22 protein-coding genes are annotated in these 19118 nt (G+C 63.0%); 17 read left to right on the forward strand and 5 right to left on the reverse strand.

Going from position 1 to position 19118, the window contains the following annotated elements:
• The first annotated feature begins 17 nt into the window (after positions 1-17).
• Positions 18-1001: an iron exporter MbfA gene (mbfA, locus tag M1E12_RS20760; protein WP_113460252.1), complete on the forward strand. Its 984-nt coding sequence runs from the start codon at positions 18-20 to the stop codon at positions 999-1001.
• Between the two features lie 77 nt (positions 1002-1078).
• Positions 1079-2248 carry an MFS transporter gene (locus M1E12_RS20765; protein ID WP_479563136.1) on the forward strand — a complete coding sequence of 390 codons (1170 nt, stop codon included), beginning with the start codon at positions 1079-1081 and terminating at the stop codon, positions 2246-2248.
• A 10-nt stretch (positions 2249-2258) separates the two neighbouring features.
• Here the strand turns inward: M1E12_RS20765 and M1E12_RS20770 are convergent, their stop codons facing one another.
• Positions 2259-2876, reverse strand: a complete 618-nt coding sequence (locus M1E12_RS20770; RefSeq protein ID WP_479563137.1) for a transglutaminase-like cysteine peptidase — start codon at positions 2874-2876, stop codon at positions 2259-2261.
• Positions 2877-3050: 174 nt separating this feature from the next.
• A complete protein-coding gene (locus M1E12_RS20775; RefSeq protein ID WP_479563138.1) occupies positions 3051-3845 on the reverse strand; it encodes an alpha/beta hydrolase in 795 nt (264 codons plus the stop codon).
• A 178-nt stretch (positions 3846-4023) separates the two neighbouring features.
• Here M1E12_RS20775 and infC point away from each other — a divergent pair, with 178 nt between their 5' ends.
• The 13 genes from infC to pheT all read left to right on the forward strand — a co-directional run bounded on the left by infC (position 4024) and on the right by pheT (position 14270).
• Entirely contained in the window at positions 4024-4560 is a 537-nt protein-coding gene (infC, locus tag M1E12_RS20780; RefSeq protein ID WP_183954642.1) for a translation initiation factor IF-3, read from the forward strand.
• A gap of 187 nt (positions 4561-4747) precedes the next feature.
• Complete coding sequence (locus tag M1E12_RS20785; RefSeq protein WP_479563139.1) at positions 4748-5326, forward strand: hypothetical protein; 579 nt, start codon at positions 4748-4750, stop codon at positions 5324-5326.
• Between the two features lie 147 nt (positions 5327-5473).
• A complete protein-coding gene (locus M1E12_RS20790) occupies positions 5474-5986 on the forward strand; it encodes a hypothetical protein (protein WP_162760046.1) in 513 nt (170 codons plus the stop codon).
• A gap of 3 nt (positions 5987-5989) precedes the next feature.
• Positions 5990-6655, forward strand: coding sequence for a response regulator transcription factor (locus M1E12_RS20795; protein WP_479563140.1), 666 nt, complete (start codon positions 5990-5992; stop codon positions 6653-6655).
• Positions 6652-7974, forward strand: a complete 1323-nt coding sequence (locus M1E12_RS20800; RefSeq protein WP_479563141.1) for a sensor histidine kinase — start codon at positions 6652-6654, stop codon at positions 7972-7974. Before M1E12_RS20795 ends, M1E12_RS20800 begins: the two co-directional genes overlap by 4 nt.
• A gap of 171 nt (positions 7975-8145) precedes the next feature.
• Entirely contained in the window at positions 8146-8349 is a 204-nt protein-coding gene (gene rpmI, locus M1E12_RS20805) for a 50S ribosomal protein L35 (protein WP_102020677.1), read from the forward strand.
• Positions 8350-8386: 37 nt separating this feature from the next.
• Positions 8387-8791 carry a 50S ribosomal protein L20 gene (rplT, locus tag M1E12_RS20810; RefSeq protein ID WP_113460242.1) on the forward strand — a complete coding sequence of 135 codons (405 nt, stop codon included), beginning with the start codon at positions 8387-8389 and terminating at the stop codon, positions 8789-8791.
• A 105-nt stretch (positions 8792-8896) separates the two neighbouring features.
• Positions 8897-9772, forward strand: a complete 876-nt coding sequence (locus tag M1E12_RS20815) for a serine/threonine protein phosphatase (RefSeq protein WP_479563142.1) — start codon at positions 8897-8899, stop codon at positions 9770-9772.
• A complete protein-coding gene (pheS, locus tag M1E12_RS20820; RefSeq protein ID WP_113460240.1) occupies positions 9765-10850 on the forward strand; it encodes a phenylalanine--tRNA ligase subunit alpha in 1086 nt (361 codons plus the stop codon). The genes M1E12_RS20815 and pheS overlap by 8 nt, the downstream gene beginning before the upstream one ends.
• A gap of 84 nt (positions 10851-10934) precedes the next feature.
• A complete protein-coding gene (locus M1E12_RS20825) occupies positions 10935-11225 on the forward strand; it encodes a DUF2442 domain-containing protein (protein WP_479563143.1) in 291 nt (96 codons plus the stop codon).
• Positions 11226-11269: 44 nt separating this feature from the next.
• Positions 11270-11503: a DUF4160 domain-containing protein gene (locus tag M1E12_RS20830; RefSeq protein WP_479563144.1), complete on the forward strand. Its 234-nt coding sequence runs from the start codon at positions 11270-11272 to the stop codon at positions 11501-11503.
• Positions 11487-11765, forward strand: coding sequence for a DUF2442 domain-containing protein (locus M1E12_RS20835; RefSeq protein WP_479563145.1), 279 nt, complete (start codon positions 11487-11489; stop codon positions 11763-11765). Before M1E12_RS20830 ends, M1E12_RS20835 begins: the two co-directional genes overlap by 17 nt.
• 81 nt (positions 11766-11846) lie before the next feature.
• The gene (gene pheT, locus M1E12_RS20840; RefSeq protein WP_479563146.1) at positions 11847-14270 is read left to right on the forward strand and encodes a phenylalanine--tRNA ligase subunit beta; all 2424 of its coding nucleotides are present in this window, start codon (positions 11847-11849) and stop codon (positions 14268-14270) included.
• A gap of 110 nt (positions 14271-14380) precedes the next feature.
• Here pheT and M1E12_RS20845 read toward each other — a convergent pair whose 3' ends face one another.
• Both M1E12_RS20845 and M1E12_RS20850 read right to left on the reverse strand, forming a co-directional pair.
• Positions 14381-14548, reverse strand: a complete 168-nt coding sequence (locus M1E12_RS20845; protein WP_479563147.1) for a hypothetical protein — start codon at positions 14546-14548, stop codon at positions 14381-14383.
• Positions 14549-14782: 234 nt separating this feature from the next.
• Positions 14783-15697, reverse strand: coding sequence for a DMT family transporter (locus M1E12_RS20850; protein WP_479563148.1), 915 nt, complete (start codon positions 15695-15697; stop codon positions 14783-14785).
• A 161-nt stretch (positions 15698-15858) separates the two neighbouring features.
• Here M1E12_RS20850 and M1E12_RS20855 point away from each other — a divergent pair, with 161 nt between their 5' ends.
• Entirely contained in the window at positions 15859-16722 is an 864-nt protein-coding gene (locus M1E12_RS20855; RefSeq protein WP_479563149.1) for a helix-turn-helix domain-containing protein, read from the forward strand.
• Here M1E12_RS20855 and M1E12_RS20860 read toward each other — a convergent pair whose 3' ends face one another.
• A complete protein-coding gene (locus M1E12_RS20860; protein WP_479563150.1) occupies positions 16723-18138 on the reverse strand; it encodes an aminotransferase-like domain-containing protein in 1416 nt (471 codons plus the stop codon). It lies immediately after the preceding gene.
• Between the two features lie 108 nt (positions 18139-18246).
• Between M1E12_RS20860 and M1E12_RS20865 the strand changes: the two genes are divergently transcribed.
• Positions 18247-19107 carry a DMT family transporter gene (locus M1E12_RS20865; protein ID WP_479563151.1) on the forward strand — a complete coding sequence of 287 codons (861 nt, stop codon included), beginning with the start codon at positions 18247-18249 and terminating at the stop codon, positions 19105-19107.
• The last annotated feature ends 11 nt before the right edge of the window (positions 19108-19118 follow it).

A 19118-nucleotide genomic window follows, 5' to 3' on the forward strand; every position in this document is an offset into this window, starting at 1 on the left:
TCTAGGTGATAATCCTGATGTTCAGTTTCTCGTTCCAGGGCGGCAAGCGCCCATTCGACAGCCTCTCCGAACAGGAGATCCTGGCGCTGGCCATTTCCTCCGAGGAAGATGACGCCCGCATCTATCTGGCCTATGCCGATCAGCTCAGGGCGGATTATCCGCAATCGGCCAAGGTCTTCGAGGACATGGCGGAAGTGGAGCATACCCATCGCAACATGCTGATCGAGATGCATCGGGACCGGTTCGGCGAACGGATCCCGCTGATCCGCCGCGAACATGTGCGGGGTTTCTACGAACGCAAACCCGACTGGCTGCGCAAGAACCAGACGCTGGACCAGATCCGGGACGAAGCGATGCGCATGGAAGAGGGCGCCTATCGTTTCTATCACGAGGCCGCCCAGCGGACCTCGGATGCGGCGATCCGCAAGCTGCTCGGCGACCTCGCCATGGCCGAACAGGGCCATGAGGAGATCGCGACCATGCTCGGCGACCGGCATCTGCCGGAGGATGCACGCGAGGCAGAAGACGAGACGAAGAAGCGGCAGTTCATCCTGACCTATGTGCAGCCAGGTCTCGCGGGGCTTATGGACGGCTCGGTCTCGACGCTTGCGCCGATCTTTGCGGCCGCCTTTGCGACCGGTGACACCTGGTCGACCTTCCTGATCGGCCTGTCGGCCTCGGTCGGTGCCGGGATCTCCATGGGCTTTACCGAAGCCGCCCACGACGACGGCAAGCTCTCGGGCCGGGGTTCACCCGTCAAGCGCGGCCTCGCCTCCGGCATCATGACGACGCTCGGCGGCCTCGGCCACGCGCTACCCTATCTCATCCCGCATTTCTGGACGGCGACGATCACGGCGATCATCATCGTCTTCTTCGAGCTCTGGGCGATCGCCTTCATCCAGAACCGCTACATGGAAACGCCCTTCTGGCGCGCCGCCATGCAGGTGGTCCTCGGCGGCTCGCTGGTGCTCGCCGCCGGGGTCCTGATCGGGCAGGGATGATGGCCAGATCTCGGGCTTGACGCAGGATTGGCGCGCGCTGTCATGTGACGATCATCGAATCGCACTAACGGCACAGCATGAAAGCCTCTCCCGCGACCATTGGTCTGGGCGTCACCATGACCATCGGTTACGGCACGCTCTATTATTCCTTCTCCGTCCTTGCGCCCGAAATCGCCCGCGAGTTCGGCTGGGGGCAGAGCTTTGTCTTCGGGGTCTTCTCCTTCGGCCTTCTCGCCGGTGCGGTCGCCGCGCCCGTGCTCGGGCGGTTCGTTGACCGTTATGGTGCGCGGCTGGTTCTCTGCCTCGGCTCCGTGGCAGCGGCCCTTTCGCTCGCTCTTTTCGCGGTGATGCAGAATGCTTGGCAGTTCGCGCTGATCACGCTGGCTGCCGAATTCATCTCGCTTGCCGTCCAATATGACGCGGGCTTTGCAGCACTCGCCCAGGCCCATGGCCGCGAGGCGCGTGCGCATATCACGCTGGTCACTCTGATTGCGGGCTTTGCCTCGACGGTCTTCTGGCCGCTGCTGCAATGGCTGCTGACCTTCATGACCTGGCGGGACATCTATTTGGTGATGGCGGCGATGAACCTGATGATCGCGCTGCCGATCCATCTCGCTTTGCCGCGCACCAGACTGACTGAAAAGCCGGCTTCAACCGCCGAAGTTGAGAGTGCTGGGGTGGACCTGGGCGGGGAGCGCAGGCGCCGGATGGTCCTGATGGCAACCGCCTTCGCCGCCGGTGGTTTCGTCATTTCGGCCGTGGGGTCCACGCTGCTCGTTCTGATGCGCGACCTCGGTTACGCGACAGCCATGGCGACGCTGGCGGGCAGCCTGATCGGTCCGAGCCAGGTGGCGGCGCGGCTTGTCGAATATGTGAGACGCAATCTCTTCTCGCCGCCACTGACGGCGATCTTGGCCGCAGCAGCCATGGCGCTGGGCTTGTCCATGCTCGCAGGCGCGCTTCTGGCGCCATTTGCCGGTTTCGCGCTGGCCTTTGCCGTCTTCTATGGGGCGGGGCAGGGGCTGACCTCGATCGTCCGGGGCGTGCTGCCGCTGCATTATTTCGGTGCGGCCGGATATGGAAAAACCATGGGCACGCTCGCGTCGGCACGGATCATCGCCTCTGCGATCGCGCCGGTCTCGGTCATCTGGCTGAGCGAGGTAATCGGACCATCCGCCGGACTGGGTGCGCTGGTCGCCGCATCCCTTCTCGCGGTGGGTGCGACGCTGGCGCTCACGCGGCGCTGACGGCCAGAGCTTACTGCAGGGCGCCGACCAGAACGTCGGCCGTGCCGTTCTCGATGGTGACCCAGCGGCCGCTATCGGTCGAGGACTGGCGCTTGAGGAAGGAATAGCGCGTCTCGCTCCAGAGCTTGACCTCGTCATTGAGGTTGTCGAGCACGAAATCGCCGGACTGGGTGCGAACGGTGAGCACGGCATGACCCTCGCCATCCGGCTTGCGCACGACGGTCATCAGGAGGTCGCCGGCCGAGAAGCCGGCTTCCATCAGCTTCTTGCGCTTCAGGAGCACAAAGTCTTCGCAGTCACCGACATCGACAGGATAGGCCCAGACTTCCTCGCGGCCATAGATCTGCGCATCGGTCATCGGGACGATGGCGTGGTTGACGCTGGCATTGACGTCGCGGATCACGGTCCAGCCGTGATCGGTAACCTTTGCGGGCATCATGGGACGGCCGCGCACGGCGCATTCCTGCGGCAGCGCCTTGCAGAATTCGTAATGGCCGATGGGCTGAGACGTCACGCTTCCCGTGATCATCGAGCGAAGCGACTGCGGCGCCGAGAAACCGGCATGGGCAGGTGCGAAAACCGCAGCTGCGATGATCAGCGCCTTGATGACGCGTGAGCCGTTCGTCATGAACACGTCCCCTGTATCCTTAACAAAAAGTTAAGATTGCCAGAGGACGCAAGTCAACGGCGCGGGCGTCGCCGCCCACGCAATTCATCGACTATGGTTAAAATGCGACACTTCGAACGCCCGAAAAGAGAATCGGTTCCCAAAGAATGAGGACATATAAAAAGACCGAAATACTCAGATCATTGAGAGTATCGCGTTTTTCATCTTCAAAATGTCTTCGGGGCGGGAAAGGCGGTGGTCGCCGTCGCGAATCAGGGTCAGCACCACATCGTCGAGCGGCAGGAATTCCATGAGCTTCAGGGCGTGCTGATATGGCACGTCGGGATCTTTCATGCCTTGCAGGATATGAACCGGGCAGCCGGTTTCGATCAGCCCCGTCAGCACCCGGTTCTTCTCCCCGTCCTCCATCAGCGCGCGCGTGAAGATATTGGGTTCGGGACTGTATTCGGACGGCTCCTCGAAGTAACCGCGCTCGGCCAGGGACTGGCGCTCCGCATCCGTCAGGCTCGGCTCGATCAGCTCGGCGGTGAAGTCAGGGGCGGGTGCGATCAGCACGAGGCCTTCGACCGAAATGGACAGGCCGAGGCGGCGGGCTTCCTGGATGACGCGCAGCGCAATCCAGCCGCCCATCGAGGATCCGATCAGCACCACCTTCTTGACGCCGGACGCAGCGATGACGGCCAGAGCCTCCTCGGTCCAGCGCGAAATGGTGCCCAGTCGGAAATCGCCGCCGGACACGCCGTGGCCGGAATAGTCGAAGCGGATGGCCGTCAGCCCGTGGGCGCCGGCCAGTGCATCCATCTCGATCGCCTTGGTTCCGGCCATGTCGGAGCGATAGCCGCCGAGCCAGATAAGGGCTGGCTTATCCGTGTCGGGACCGAGGCGGGTGATGACGGCGATCTCGCGTGCCGCATCACCGGAGCCGACAGTGAGTGTGGTCTGTTGGAGAATGTTGGCTGCGTCGGTCATGGGGTGCTCCTTTTATCGAATGGCTGTAAAACACATCCGGGAAGTGACCGACAACAGGTGATTTTCTTTCGCAAGCATGCTATTGACACTGTCGTCGCAGATATCACATAGGCCTTTGACGCGGATGCGCGCGGGTTTTCGCTGCGACATCCCGAAATTTTTTGAGGAGAATACGACCATTCGCAGACCGTTCAAAGCCGATGCCCCCGTCAAGGAAGGGCCGCGCTCCAACCGTGAAATCCGCATTCCGAAAGTCCAGCTGATCAACGAAGAAGGCCAGAACCTCGGCGTCGTGCCGACGGATCAGGCGCTGCGTATGGCGGAAGAAGCCGGACTGGATCTGGTCGAGATTTCGCCGAATGCCGAGCCACCGGTCTGCAAGATCCTCGACCTGGGCAAGCTGAAATACGCCAACCAGAAGAAGGCGGCCGAAGCGCGCAAGAAGCAGAAGATCGTCGAAGTCAAAGAAATCAAGATGCGCCCGAATATCGACACCCATGACTATGAGGTGAAGATGAAGGCGATGAACCGCTTCTTTGAAGAGGGTGACAAGGTCAAGGTGACTCTGAAGTTCCGTGGCCGCGAAATGGCCCACCAGGAACTCGGCATGAAGCTTCTGCTGCAGGTCAAGGAAGACACGCTCGCCATCGCCAAGGTCGAAGCCGAGCCGAAGCTCGAAGGCCGCCAGATGATGATGGTGCTCGCACCGAAGTGATGCGCCTTCCGCACGAGTTCGAAGAAGCCGCCCCTCGGGCGGCTTTTTTCGTTCCGGGGTCAGCCTGTCGTCGACAGAGCCGTCACGCGGCTGACAGTTTGCTGACAAGTTCAGCCACCAGTCTGTCAGTGAGCCTCGTGCATAGTCCTCCCATCGAAACACTTCGAGACTTACTGGAGGACATCCGATGACCAAGCTCATGCGCCGGGCCCTGCTCGTTTCCAGCACGGCACTGATCGCAATCACCTTCATTCCGACCCTGGGCGCGATTGCTCCCACGCCCCTTGCGGCGCTGATTGCCAGCGAGGCCCAGGCCCGTGGCGGCGATGATGACGACGACGGCGGCAGCGAGAGTGACGACAGTGGTCGCGACAGTGACAGCGATCGCGACGACAGCGACGATGACAGCTCTGGCCGTGATCGTGACCGTGACCGTGACCGTGATCGCGATCGTGGTGGAGACGATGACGACAGCGACGATGATGACGATGATGACGATGATGATGACCGTCGTGGCGATGACGACGACGATGATGATGATGATGATGACGACAATCGTCGTGGCCGTGGCGGGGATCGCGACGAGATCCGCCTGATCGTCAGCGACAACCAGCTGTCCGGTCTGCTCAATGGCTCGATGATCCCGGTCGACCAGAACGGCAAGCGCCTGCGCTTCGAGGTCGAGGAAGAGCATGGCCAGACGGAAATCAAGCTTCGGGCACCGCGTGGCACGCTGACGGGCGTCACCGTGATCCCCGCACCCTGATCGAACCGGAACGGCGAAGCCCGAGCCGCCGCGGGTAACTTCGATCCGTTTCGCCCCGTCCGGCCCCCACCGGACGGGGATAGCTTTTCTTCTGTTGGCGGCGGAGGCCGGCCACGCTACTCTCTCTTCAACAATGATCGAGCCACGATGAACCGTCGCCTTTTCTTGATTGCACTTCTGGGCCTGCTGAGCCCCGGCATTTTGCCGGCGGGTAGCGCTTGGGCAAAGAATGGCGGCGACAACGATAGCGATGATGATGATGACGGTGGCGACGACAACAGCGGCTCTGGCGGCGGCGGTTCCGACCGCGACCGCGATGATGACGACGATGACGATGATGACGACGACGACAGCGGTCGCGATCGTGACGACGATGATGACGATGACGACGACGATAGTGACCGGCGCAACGGCCGCGGCTCCGGCAAGGAAAGCGACCATCTGAAGGCGCGCGATGCGGTCGAGCAGGGACGCATTCTGCCGCTTCGCGAAATTCTCAAACGCGTCGATGATCTGGGGGGCGGACGAGTGATCTCCGTCGACCTGAACCTCAAGGCGCGATCTCCCTATTACACCCTGAAGGTTCAGAGCGGCTCGAGGGTCAAGACGATGAAGCTGGAAGCCGCAACCGGGCGCAAGCTCAATATATTCGGATGGTGAGACATGCGCATTCTGCTCGCGGAGGACGATCAGACCATTGCCGACCATACCCGTGCCAGGCTCGAGATCGAGGGCTTTCTCGTCGATCATCGCGCCACGGGGCCTGATGTCTGGGCCGAAGGCGAAACGGGTGATTACAGTGCCATCATCCTCGACCTCGGTCTGCCGGGCATGGACGGGCTTTCGATCCTGAAGCGCTGGCGTGCCGCCGGGGTCGACACACCCATCATGGTCCTGACCGCCCGGGGGTCCTGGATGGAGCGCGTCGATGGGTTCGACGCCGGTGCCGATGATTACCTGCCCAAGCCCTTCCGCAGCGAGGAACTGGTCGCACGCCTGAAGGCGCTTCTGCGGCGCGCCGGCGGGCGGGCCAAGACGAAGGCCTCCGCCGGAGGTTTCGTCCTCGACGAGGCATCCCGCCGGGTTACCTATGATGAACGTCCCATAGAGCTTACCCCGCTCGAATTCCGGTTGCTCGCATTGCTGATCGCCGAGCCGCAGCGGGTTTTCGACCCGATCGAAATCGCGCGACAGGTGCAGGGCAGGGAGGACGACGCGAGCAAGAATGCAGTTGAGGCGATGATTGCCCGCATCCGGCGCAAGACCCATCCCTCGGCCATCGCCACCCGCCGCGGGTTTGGTTACACCTTGGCCGGCGAGGAGGCATGATCCAGTCCCTGCGCCTGCGCCTCCTCGTGGGAGCCGTTCTGGCGATCGCCTTCATCCTTCTGCTGGTTGCCTCGGGACTGAGCCGCATTTTCTCCAACTATGTCGCTGACCGCTATCAGGCGGACATGTCGGCGATCATAGATCAGCTCGCAGCCGGCGTGGAATTCGACGGACCGCAAGCCCGGATGACCGCTGAGCCGGGCGACCCGCGCTTCGAGCTTCCCGGCAGTGGCCTCTACTGGCAGGTGATCGGCGAGAATGGCCTTGTCTTCCGCTCCCGTTCCTTATGGGACGTGGAGCTTTCGACGGATGCGCTGCAGGCGGGTCCCTACGGTTTTCGCCAGGCGCAAGGGCCAGATGGGGCTCCGCTTCTAGTCCAACTGCGAGACCTGGTCGTCGAAACGCCTGACGGCAATCATCCGCTCACTTTGCTCGCCGCCTTCGACCGCAATGTCATGGACAATGCGATCTCCGAATATCATGGCGCGATGACGATCATGCTGGTGTTGACGGCTGCCGTTCTGCTCGCCGCCGCCTTTCTTCAGGTGGGCGTGGGCCTCGCGCCCTTGTCGCGTCTGCAAAATGAACTGGCACTGGTTCGCTCGGGTCGGACGGACCAGTTGCCGGATGCCGGGCCAGCGGAGCTGCGGCCCCTGGTCGGCGAATTGAACGGCCTTCTGAAGGAGCGCGAGACGGCGGTCGAGCGCGCACGCGCCCGGGCGAGCGACCTGGCGCACGGGCTGAAAACCCCGCTCACGGTCCTGTTGCAGCTTGCCGACAATCTGCCGAAGCGCGAGCAGACCCTGATCCGCCAGCAGGTTGACCTCATTCGCCAGCGTGCCGACCGCCAGCTGCAATCGGCGCGGCTGGGGGTTGAACAGATGGCACAGACCGGTCTCGCCTCTCTGACCGGCAAGCTGATCTCGGTTCTAGCGCCGGTGACGGCCGCCAGAGGGGTGAAGTGGAAGGTCGAAATCGATGAGGCGATGACCGCCGACATGGACCCCGCCGACCTCGCCGAGGCCTTGGGCAATGTTTTGGACAATGCCACCCGCTATGCCGAGAAGACCATCTCGATATGCGCCGTGCGCGAGGGCGCTTTCCTCCGCCTGGACGTCGAGGATGATGGCCCAGGTGTCAACGAAGAAGACCTCGTCGCGATCTCGCAGCGCGGCGTGCATCTCGCCGAAGATGAGGGAACGGGTCTTGGTCTTGCGATCAGCTCCGACGTCCTGACTGCGTATGGCGGGCGCATGACCTTCGCCCGGTCCGACATCGGGGGATTGAGGGCCTCGCTCTATCTTCCGGGGCAGGCGTGAGGCAGCACCTGCCGCCCAATAAGATTCATGGGCTCACCCGTTGCGCTTTTTAAGGTCTGCGGTTATAAGCGCGCGTCCGAACGGTCCGGCAGGGCATGCCGTGGCCGTTCTTTATGCTTGAAAACGGGCATTCGTCAGCCTGTTTCGATACAAGAACAATGGAGTAGCAAAATGCCCAAGATGAAGACGAAATCCTCCGCCAAGAAGCGGTTCAAGATCACGGCTTCCGGCAAGGTCCTCGCGGCTGCTGCTGGCAAGCGTCACGGCATGATCAAGCGTTCCAACAAGTTCATTCGCGATGCCCGCGGCACGATGGTTCTGGCTGAACCTGACGGCAAGAAGGTCATCAAGAACTACCTGCCGAACGGTCTCTGAGACCCGCTCGCTGTTGGACAATTAAGGAGATCATGACATGGCACGCGTAAAACGTGGCGTAACTTCCCGCGCCAAGCACAACAAGGTATTCAAGCAGGCCAAGGGCTTCTACGGCCGCCGCAAGAACACGATCCGCGCAGCAAAGGCTGCCGTTGATCGTTCCAAGCAGTTTGCCTACCGCGACCGCAAGAACAACAAGCGCAACTTCCGCGCTCTGTGGATCCAGCGTATCAACGCTGCTGTCCGCGAATTCGGCCTGAGCTACGGCCGCTTCATCGACGGCCTCAACAAGGCTGGCATCGAAGTCGACCGCAAGGTCCTCTCCGACCTCGCCATCCATGAGCCGGCTGCTTTCGCGAAGCTCGTAGACGCTTCCAAGAAGGCACTCGCCTACCTCAAGGATGCCGGCACGACGAATGAGTTTGAAAGCGTGGTCAAGTAAACCAGCGCTCCCAAGCTTCTGTTGATTTTGATTGGGAAACCCGCGCTGGACATCCGGCGCGGGTTTTTCGTTTGCCGCAGCTGCTGTGGCGGTGGGGATTTGGGCATGGCTTATCTGGGGGATGGGTCGGGGGCGCCGAATGGCGAGATCGAACTCACGCAAGATGAAATCGCGAATGTCTTGAAGGCGCTGGTTCAAAGCGACGGCCGGGTGCAGCGGCTCGACCTGCCGAACCGCCGGCTCTGGATCAAGCGACAGGGCGTCAAGGTGCTGCCCCGCTTCGTGTCTCTGCAGGGGCTGGCGGCCGCCCTGTTGCGTGTCCCGCACCTGCGGCCGTCGCCGCAGCTTTCCCCGGCGGCCATGCAGGCCCGCGAGATCGCCCGAATGCGCGCTTTCGCGGGTGCGGGTTTTCCGGTGCCGTTGATCGCCTACCAGTCAAAGACGGCGATGGTGATGACGGATGTGGGCGAAACGCTGGCGCAGCGGCTGAGGGGCCTGCGCAAGACGGATCCGGACGCCCATGAGGCGCTGCTGGTGCGGGCGGCCGAGGCCCTTGGGCGTGTCCACGCCGCCGGTTTGAGCCATGGCCGACCGCATGTGCGGGACCTCTTCCTGCGAGACGGCGACGTCGGCTTCATGGATTTCGAGGAAGATCCGGCTTCGGTCATGCCGCTCGAGATGGCACAAGCCCGAGACGTCTTCCTGTATTTTCTCGTCGTCGCTTCAGCGTCGATCCGGCCACACGAAACCTGTCCGGCGGCGCTCGCGGCCTGGTCGCGACACGCCTCTGTGGCGGCGCGGCATGAATTGCAGGTGCTCACCACTCTCGTAGGCCGAATTTTGCCGCTGATACGGTTGATCGGCCGCGTGCACATGGGTAGTGATCTGCGACGCTTCATCATGGCTACGGAAATTCTGAGGCAGGCTCCGCTCCCAGAGGCGGAAAACCTGAACACCGCCAAGGCAGGACATTATGGTTGAACTAGACGCATTGAAGGCACAGCTTCTGGCGGAGATCGCCGCAGCCGGCGACGAGCAGGCGATCGAGGCCGTGCGCGTGGCAGCCCTCGGCAAAAAGGGTTCGGTCTCCGAACTCTTGAAGACGCTCGGCACGATGACGCCGGAAGAGCGCCAGACGCGCGGTGCCGCGATCAACGCGCTGAAGAACGAGATCACCGAAGAAATCGGAACCCGCAAGACGGCTCTGAAGGATGCGGCGATCAATGCGCGCCTGAAGGCCGAGACGCTGGACGTGTCGCTGCCCGTGCGGTCCTCGCCGGCCGAGCGCGGCCGCATTCACCCGATCAGCCAGATCGTCGACGAGATCACCGCGATCTTCGCCGACATGGGCTTCTCGATCGCCGAAGGTCCGGATATCGAGACCGACTACTACAACTTCACGGCGCTCAACTTCCCTGAGGGCCATCCGGCCCGCGAGATGCACGACACCTTCTTCCTCCAGCCGGATGAGAATGGTGAGCGCAAGGTGCTGCGCACGCATACCTCGCCGGTGCAGGTGCGCACCATGGAAGCCCAGAAGCCGCCGATCCGCATTGTCATCCCGGGCAAGACCTATCGCCAGGACTCGGATGCGACGCATTCGCCGATGTTCCACCAGGTCGAGGGCCTCGTCATCGATAAGACGGCGAATGTCGGCCACATGCGCTGGATACTGGAAGAATTCTGCAAGGCCTTCTTCGAGGTCGACAGCGTCACCATGCGCTTCCGCCCGTCCTTCTTCCCCTTCACCGAGCCGAGCTTCGAGGTCGACATCCAGTGCGACCGTTCCTCGGGCCCGATCGTCAAGTTCGGCGAAGGCAAGGACTGGATGGAGATCCTTGGCTGCGGCATGGTGCACCCGAACGTCCTGCGCGCCGGCGGTCTCGATCCGGACGAGTACCAGGGCTTCGCCTGGGGCATGGGCCTCGACCGCATCGCCATGCTGAAATACGGCATGCCGGACCTGCGCGACTTCTTCAACGCCGATGTTCGCTGGATGAGCCATTACGGCTTCCGCCCTCTGGATGTTCCGACGCTGTTCGGGGGCTTGAGCAGCTGATCTGGGCTTAACTGGCCGCAGTGACGGCCAGATGGAGGGGGCGGTTGGAGGCTGCCCCATCCCTGTGAATGAAGGCAATGCGACGTGATTGAACATCTCGACAACATGCGCCCGGTCGATCTGCTTTGCGATGACGACCTCTTGCATGTGGAACTGACGGACGGTCGTATCGTCAGCGTTCCGATCTGGTGGTACCCGCCCCTTCAGGAGGCGCTGCCGGTGGAGCGGAACAATGTGGAATTCATGCCGTCGAGCATCCACTGGCCCGACATCGATCTCGATGTGACGGTGGTCAGCATGCTCCTCGGAAGGCAGGCCTCAGGCGCGCAACCGCTGGACGGCTCGGGCAAAATGCAGATGGGAACGAGACAATAGGATTAGGCCCTTCGGTTGAAGGATATTGTGGAAGGGGTGAGGGAATGCCGACGGTCCTTCGCAAGTATGGGTTCCGCTTCCATTTCTACTCTGCCGACCGGTATGAGCCACCTCATATTCATGTCGATGGCAATGGCGGCGAAGCGAAGGTCTGGCTCGCTGACCTCAAGGTCGCCGAAGCCGGGGGCTTTAGCCAGAGAGACCTTGCACGTATATTGGAAGTGGTCGACGAACACAGGCAGCAGATGCTGGAGGCATGGAATGACTATTTCGCATGATTCCTATCCCGAGGCGGAGCGCCCGACCGAGGCCTGGTGTGATCCGCATACGCTGCATGTTCGGCTGGCGGATGGGCGGCAGGTGTCGACACCCCTGTGGTGGTATCCGCGCTTGCTGAACGCAACGCCGGCACAGCGCAACAACGTGCATCTCATGCTCGCAGGTGTGCATTGGCCCGATGTCGACGAAGATTTGTCGATCCGGGGCATGCTGGCGGGCTGGAAGGCTCCAGGGGCCAAGGCGCCCGACAAGGCGGCCTGATAGACGCGCAGACGATCGAAGACATCGCGACGGAATTTGGAATTTGCGCGGCTGGCGCATTGAGGAAGACGAGAAAGTCCAATGAAATTCACACTCTCCTGGCTGAAGGATCACCTGGAAACCGACGCCTCGCTCGAGGAAATCTGCGAGCGGCTGACCGCGATCGGTCTCGAGGTCGAGGACGTCGATGACAAGGCGGCCTACAAGCCCTTCGTCATCGCCAAGATCCTGACGGCCGAGAAGCATCCGGAAGCCGATCGTCTGAAGGTCCTCACCGTCGATGCCGGCGACGGCAAGCCGGTGCAGATCGTCTGCGGTGCGCCGAATGCCCGCGCCGGGATGATCGGCGCGCTGGCCCGCCCGGGTACCTATGTACCGGGCATCGATGTGACGCTGTCAGTCGGCAAGATCCGCGGTGTCGAAAGCCATGGCATGATGTGCTCCGAAAAGGAGCTCAACATTTCCGAGGATCACAACGGCATCATCGACCTGCCCGAGGATGCGCCGGTTGGTACCTCCTTCGCATCTTACGCCGGCCTCGATGATCCGGTCATCGAGATCAACCTCACGCCGAACCGTCCGGACTGCACGTCGGTCTTCGGCATCGCCCGCGATCTCGCAGCCTCCGGCCTCGGCACGCTCAAGGCCCCGAAGGCGCCCGCCTTCAAGGTCGAGGGTGAGACACCGCATCAGGTCAAGCTCGAGCTCGAAGACCATCTCTGCCCCGGCTTCGCCTATCGCCTGGTGCGTGACGTGAAGAACGGCCCGAGCCCGAAGTGGATGCAGCAGCGTCTGCTGTCGATCGGCCTGCGTCCGATCTCGGCGCTGGTCGACGTCACCAACTACATGACCTTCGACCAGGGCCGTCCGATGCATGTCTTCGACGCCGACAAGGTCAAGGGCGCGCTGGTGGTTCGCCGCGCGAAGGAAGGCGAAGAGATCCTCGCGCTCGATACCCGCACCTACAAGCTGAACCCGAACAACGTCGTAATCGCTGACGATAACGGCCCGGAATCCATCGGCGGCATCATGGGCGGCGAGCATTCGGGCTGTGACGAAAACACCGTCAACGTGCTGATCGAATCCGCACTCTGGGATCCGATCAACATCGCCAAGACCGGCCGCGCCCATGGCATCATCACCGATGCGCGCTATCGTTTCGAGCGTGGCGTCGATCCGGAATACATGGTGCCGGGCCTGGAGCGTACAACCGAGCTGGTGCTCGAGATGTGCGGTGGCACGGCAGCAGCAGCCAAGGTCGAGGGCTACAAGGGTCACCAGAAGAAGGTCGTCGATTTCCCCTATTCGGAAGTCAAGCGCCTGACGGGTCTGACCGTTTCCAACGCGGAGTCCCGCGAGATCCTGACGGCACTCGGTTTCGAGATCCTCTCGGGCGACGAGACGTCTGCCAAGGTCTCCGTTCCCTCCTGGCGTCCGGATGTCGACGGCAAGGCTGACCTCGTCGAAGAAGTCATGCGCATGTTCGGCGTCGACAAGATCAAGCCTGAGCCCCTGCCGCCCACCGGTTCGGTCAACGGCAAGATCCTGACCACGCTGCAGATCCGCACGCGCTCCGCCCGCCGGGCGCTTGCTTCGCGCGGCATGCTGGAAGCGGTCACCTGGTCCTTCATCTCGGCCGAGCATGCCAAGCTCTTCGGCGGTGGCAGCGAGAAGCTGAAACTCGTCAACCCGATTGCATCGGATATGTCCGACATGCGGCCCTCGCTGCTGCCGGGCCTCCTGACCGCAGCCCAGCGCAATGCCGACCGTGGTTATGGCGACGTGGCGATCTTCGAAGTCTCCGGCACCTATGAAGGCGACACGCCCGACACGCAGCGCCGTGTTGCCGGCGGCGTCCGCCGTGGCACGGCATCGATCGCCGGTGCCGGCCGCATGTGGTCGAACCAGGCCAAGGGCGGCGGCAAGCCGGTCGACGTCTTCGACGCCAAAGCCGATGCGCTCGCGGTGTTGGAAGCCTGCGGCATTCCGATGAGCAATGTCCAGATCGAGCAGGGTGGCCCCGAATGGTACCACCCGGGCCGTTCCGGCACGATCAAGGCCGGCCCCAAGGTCGTGCTCGGCACCTTCGGTGAATTCCACCCGAAGACGCTGGAAGCGCTCGACGTCTCCGGTGCGCTCTGCGGCTTCGAAATATATGTCGATGCCTTGCCGGAACCGAAGAAGAAGGCGACCCGCACCAAGCCGGCACTCGAGCTTTCGCCCTTCCAGGTGGTGAAGCGCGATTTCGCCTTCGTGGTCGAGAAGGCAGTCGAAGCGGGCGCGATCATCAAGGCGGCGACAAGTGCCGATCGCAAACTGATCTCGGGCGTCAATGTCTTCGATGTCTTCGAAGGCGCATCGGTCGGCGAAGGCAAGAAGTCGGTGGCGATCGAGGTTCTGATCCAGCCCTCCGACAAGACGCTGACGGACGAAGATTTCGACGCGCTGACGAAGAAGATCGTCGGCAATGTCGAAAAGTCCACGGGCGGTAGCTTGCGCGCCTGATCCGGCCTAGCTCCCGCCTGACGGGGGCGACTTCTCAACACAGAAAAGCCCTTTCCCTGCATGCCAGGGAAAGGGCTTTTGCTTGTCGAAACACCGGTGGTGCCACGCGATCAGAGGCTGACGCGGCGTCCTTCCTTGTCGGCGGCCTTGCGGTCGTCGCCGTGCTTGGCAAGGATCGCCTTCGCATCCTCGACGGAAATGCGATGCTTCTTGGCGAAGGGAATGGGCTCATAACCCTTGGGCGCTGCGGGCGCGGGCTTGCTGGTGTCGTCTGCCATGCTGGTCTCCAATTCGAAATCGCCCCGGCAGAATGCGGGAGCTCGATGTGTCGCAGTGAAGGGGAAGAAAAGCTCGTCACGAATTGCGAGCGGAGGCGACGCCTGCGAAGGACGTCGTCGATAGACCCTATATGGGGACCGCGGGAGAAAAGCTCAAGCCTGCCTCTGGCAAAGCGCCCCATCGGTTTAGGGAGCGCTCCGACAGGAGCGCGTGTGCGACTGGGTCCATCCGGCTCATGCCTTGAGATCAAGTTGCGCGCCTGCAGCGAGGTCGCGTCTGCGCGGCAACTTGGCAAACATCACCGCATTGCCGGCGAGCGTGAGCGCAAGGCCAAGCATCGCAAGTGGTGTGAAGTGATAGTCTTCGTAGAGGCTCGACAGGGTCAGCGCGACGACCGGGAAGAGCACCGTGGCATAGGCCGCCTTTTGCGACCCGATGCGCGAGACCAGCATCAGATAGGTGGTGAAGCCGACGACGGAGCCGATGACAGCGAGATAGACGAGGGCTGCGAGATAGGTCTGGTTCGGCGGCAGCACGATCGGTGTGCCGGTGATGGCGATCAGGGCAAGAAGCGCGATCGAGCCATAGCTCATGCCCCAGGCATTGGCGGTCACGGGCGCAATGCCTTCCGCGCTGTTGCGGCGGGAGGCCATGTTGCCGAAGGAAAAGAACAGGGTGCCGAGCGCCGAAAGGCCGATGCCCTTCCAGCTGTCCGGATTGACGGCAATGAAGATCTCGGGGCCAAAAAGCAGCGCAAGCCCGGTGGCCCCAAAGCCTGCGGCGACCAGCGTGCGCGGCTTGATCACATCCCCGAAGAAGATCCGGGCATTGACGGCGTTGTAAACGGTGGCGAGCGAGAAGACGACGGAGATCAGGCCCGAGGGCACATAGCTTGCCGCGTGGTAGAAGCAGAGGAAGTTGCAGCAGAAGAGCGACAGCGCCTGGACGAGGATGAAGGGTTGCTGCTTCAGCGTCGGCACCTTGAGGCGACCTGTCAGCGCCAGCACGCCGACAAGGACGAGGGCGGCAAGCGCGAAGCGGTAGAAGACCGAGACCAGCACGGGCACCGGCCCGATCTGCAGCGCGATCGCGATCCAGGTCGTGCCCCAGATCAGCACGGTCGACGAGAAGAGAAGAAGATTGGTCATGGATTGCGCCTCGCTTTCGCAAGGCAGGTAACGCCGAGCGGTCTTTTCCTTCTTGCACGATCTTGCGGTGAACTGCGCCGAGAGGGGCGGGCGGCGGTGATTGCCGATGGCGCAGCGCACAAAGCGCGCTAGAATGCGGGCGATCTTGTAAAGAGCGAACCATGCTGCACACCGCCACCGTCTTCAGCTCCCTCTCCGCCTCGTCCCGCGCCGAGCGAGGGGAGACGCTCGACCTTGGCGAGGGCAGGGGAAGTGCGATCTGGCGCAACAGCCATGACCGCATGCGCTACGAGCGGACCGACGGCCACACCTTCAGCTGCTATCTGCGCGGCGGCGACGGCACGCGAAGGATCGATGCCGGCAGTATTGCCGGCTGGCCGGGTGCGCTCTGCATCATGCCGCAGGGGGCCTCCTCCGAATGGGAGATTACCGACAATTTCGAATTCGTGCATCTCTATGTCGCCGACGACGAACTGCGCCGCCTGTTCGCGGAGACCTTCGACCGTGACGCCCGGCTGATGCTACTGCCGGAGGCGACGTTCGCGGAGGCGCCGAGACTGGCGGAAATCCTGGTGCATCTGGCGACCGCCACGCAGGGTGGCAACCGGCTGCTCGCCGAACAGGCGATTGTCTTGGCTGTCGAGCAGCTCTTTGCCGACCCGCGTTACGGTGGCGAGCGGCGCCCGGTGCTGCGCGGCGGTCTGGCGCCCGTGTTGCGGCGGCGCCTTGTCGAGCATATCGAGGCAAGCCTCGACCAGACGATCACGCTCAAGGATCTGGCGAAGCTCGCCGATTTGAGCGAATTCCATCTGCAGCGGATGTTTCGGGCAAGCTGCGGCGTCTCCCCGCATGACTTCATCCTCAACCGCCGCATCGACCGCGCCCGGCATATGCTGAAAGGCAGCGAGCCGATCGCCCAGATCGCTTCTGCCTGCGGTTTCAGCAGCCAGAGCCATCTGACGCGCATGTTCAAGGCCGTGACCGGCACAACGCCGTCAGCCTATCGCCGCGCGGTCGGCGGCTGATCATCCCATCGCCTTCAATGCTCGTTCCAGCACCCTGAAGGGCCTGATATCGCCCATATGCGCCACGTTGAAGCGCATGAAGCCGTCTGCCGAGAGCGAAGGGCTGAAGACATTGCCGGGCGCCAGTACCACGCCCTGGGGTAGGGCGGCCTGGGCAAGCGCGGTGGAACTGACGCCATCGGGCATGCGGCACCAGAGATAGGGGCCGCCGCGCGGCGTGAGGACGGGATGGATGCCGAGCTCTCCGAGCCGGGTGGCGACCGCACGCCGCTCCGTATCCAGGCGGCGATGCAATTGGTCGAGATATTTTCGATAGCCGCCGCTCGACAGCACGCCATGGATCGCCTCGGTCGCCACCTGGCTCGGGCCACCGAACTGGATTGCGACCTGCAGGTCGGTGAGGAGACGGATCCGCTCGGGATCGGCGGCGATGAAGCCGGTGCGCAGCGAGGCTGAAACGGTCTTGGAAAAGCTGCCGATGCGGATCACACGGGAAAGCCCGTCGAGGGTGGCAAGCGTGATCGCCGGCTCCGGCTCGAAGTCGGCGAAGATGTCGTCCTCGACCACCAGCATATCGGCGCGGCTGACAATACCCAGCAGTTGGAAGGCAACCTGCGGCGAGAGTGTCGCACCGGTCGGATTGTGCAGGCCGGAATTGGTGAGATAGAGGCGCGGTGCCTCACGCGTCACGGCAGATTCGAAGGCGGCGATATCAGGGCCGTTTTCCGTATAGGGCACCGGGATTGCGATGGCCTGATGGGCGCGCAGAAGCGTCTGGAAATTGAAATAGCAAGGATCATCGACGATGACGCGGTCGCCGGGGCGAAGCATAAGCCGGCAGACGAGATCGAGCGCCTGAGTGGCGGAGCCCGCAAGCAGCACCTGATCTTCGGATAGCGCAATCGACTGCTGACGCAGCCGCGTTTCGACGAAGCGCCGGAGGCCAGCGCTGCCCCGCGAGGGACCGTAATCGGTGGTGAGGCTGGTCGCCTGGCGCAGCACGTTGCGCATGCCGGCATGCAGGAGCGCGGTCGGCATCCAGTCCGGCGGCAGCCAGCCGCAGCCGGGCTTGGATGTGCCGGGATCGGCGTCGAGCGCCTGACGTGCGACCCAGAAGGGATCGACCTCAGGCGCCCGGGGTGGCTCCAGCCGGACGAGGGGTGCAGGCGTGCGCCCGGCTTCGGTGACGAAGAAGCCCGAACCGGGGCGCGGGCGGATCAGTCCTTCGGCAGACAGCCGGTCATAGGCCTCGACGACGGTGGAGGGCGACACCGAAAGCTCGACGGCGAGCCGGCGGATCGAGGGCAGCCGGTCGTTGGGCACGAGCTGGCCCGCGCCGATGCGGCCGCGAATATCGGCCATGACCTGCGCCGTCCGCGAGGCCGGCAGCTCCGGGGGTTGAACGCGCTTGTTCATCTGTATGGCCTTTGTCATCAGTACAGTTTGGCCAAATTGTATCGCTCCGTCTCTGGATGCACCAGCCGCTTCGCGCGATAGGGGAGGGCATAAAAGAAGGAGACAAGAATGACGACCTCTTGGAAAGCCTGGGCCAGTGGATTCATTGGCGTGCTGATCTTCAGCGGTTCGCTGCCGGCAACGCGCGTGGGGCTCTCCGATTTCGCCCCGCTGTTTCTGACAACCGCACGTGCCGTCATCGCCGCGGTCCTTGGCGCCGTCCTGCTGGTTGTTCTCCGTGAGAAACGGCCCGCGCGCAGCGACCTCCTTCCATTGGCGGTCGTGGCCCTCGGCGTCGTCGTCGGCTTTCCCCTGCTGACGGCGCTGGCGCTGCAGAGCATCACGTCGGCCCAGTCGATCGTCTTCATCGGACTGCTGCCGCTCTGCACGGCGCTGTTCGGCGTCTTGCGGGCGGGCGAACGGCCCTCGGTGGTGTTCTGGATGTTCTCCGTGACGGGCGCAGCCCTCGTCGCCGGCTTTGCGCTGTCGACCACGGCGGAGATGGCGGTGGCCGGAGCCGGGCTGATGATTGCCGCGGTGCTCGCCTGTGGCCTGGGGTATGCCGAAGGCGCGCGTCTGTCGCGTCGGCTGGGCGGCTGGCAGGTGATCAGCTGGGCGCTGGTGCTGTCGCTGCCGGTGATGCTGCCGCTCGCGCTCTTGACCCTGCCGGAAGGTCTAACCGCCGTTTCGGCTTCCGGTTGGCTGGCTCTCGCTTACGTTTCGCTCTTCAGCATGATGATCGGCTTCATCTTCTGGTACCGCGGCCTGGCGCTGGGCGGCATCGCCTCGGTCGGTCAGCTGCAGCTGCTGCAGCCCTTTCTCGGCTTCGTTCTGGCGGCAGGGCTGCTGCATGAAAAGGTAAGCCTTCCCATGCTGGCGACAGCCCTGCTCGTTGTGCTTTGCGTGGCGGGCAGCCGCCGCTTTGCCTGAAAGAGCATGTC

This window comes from Rhizobium sp. K33 (assembly GCF_056501445.1).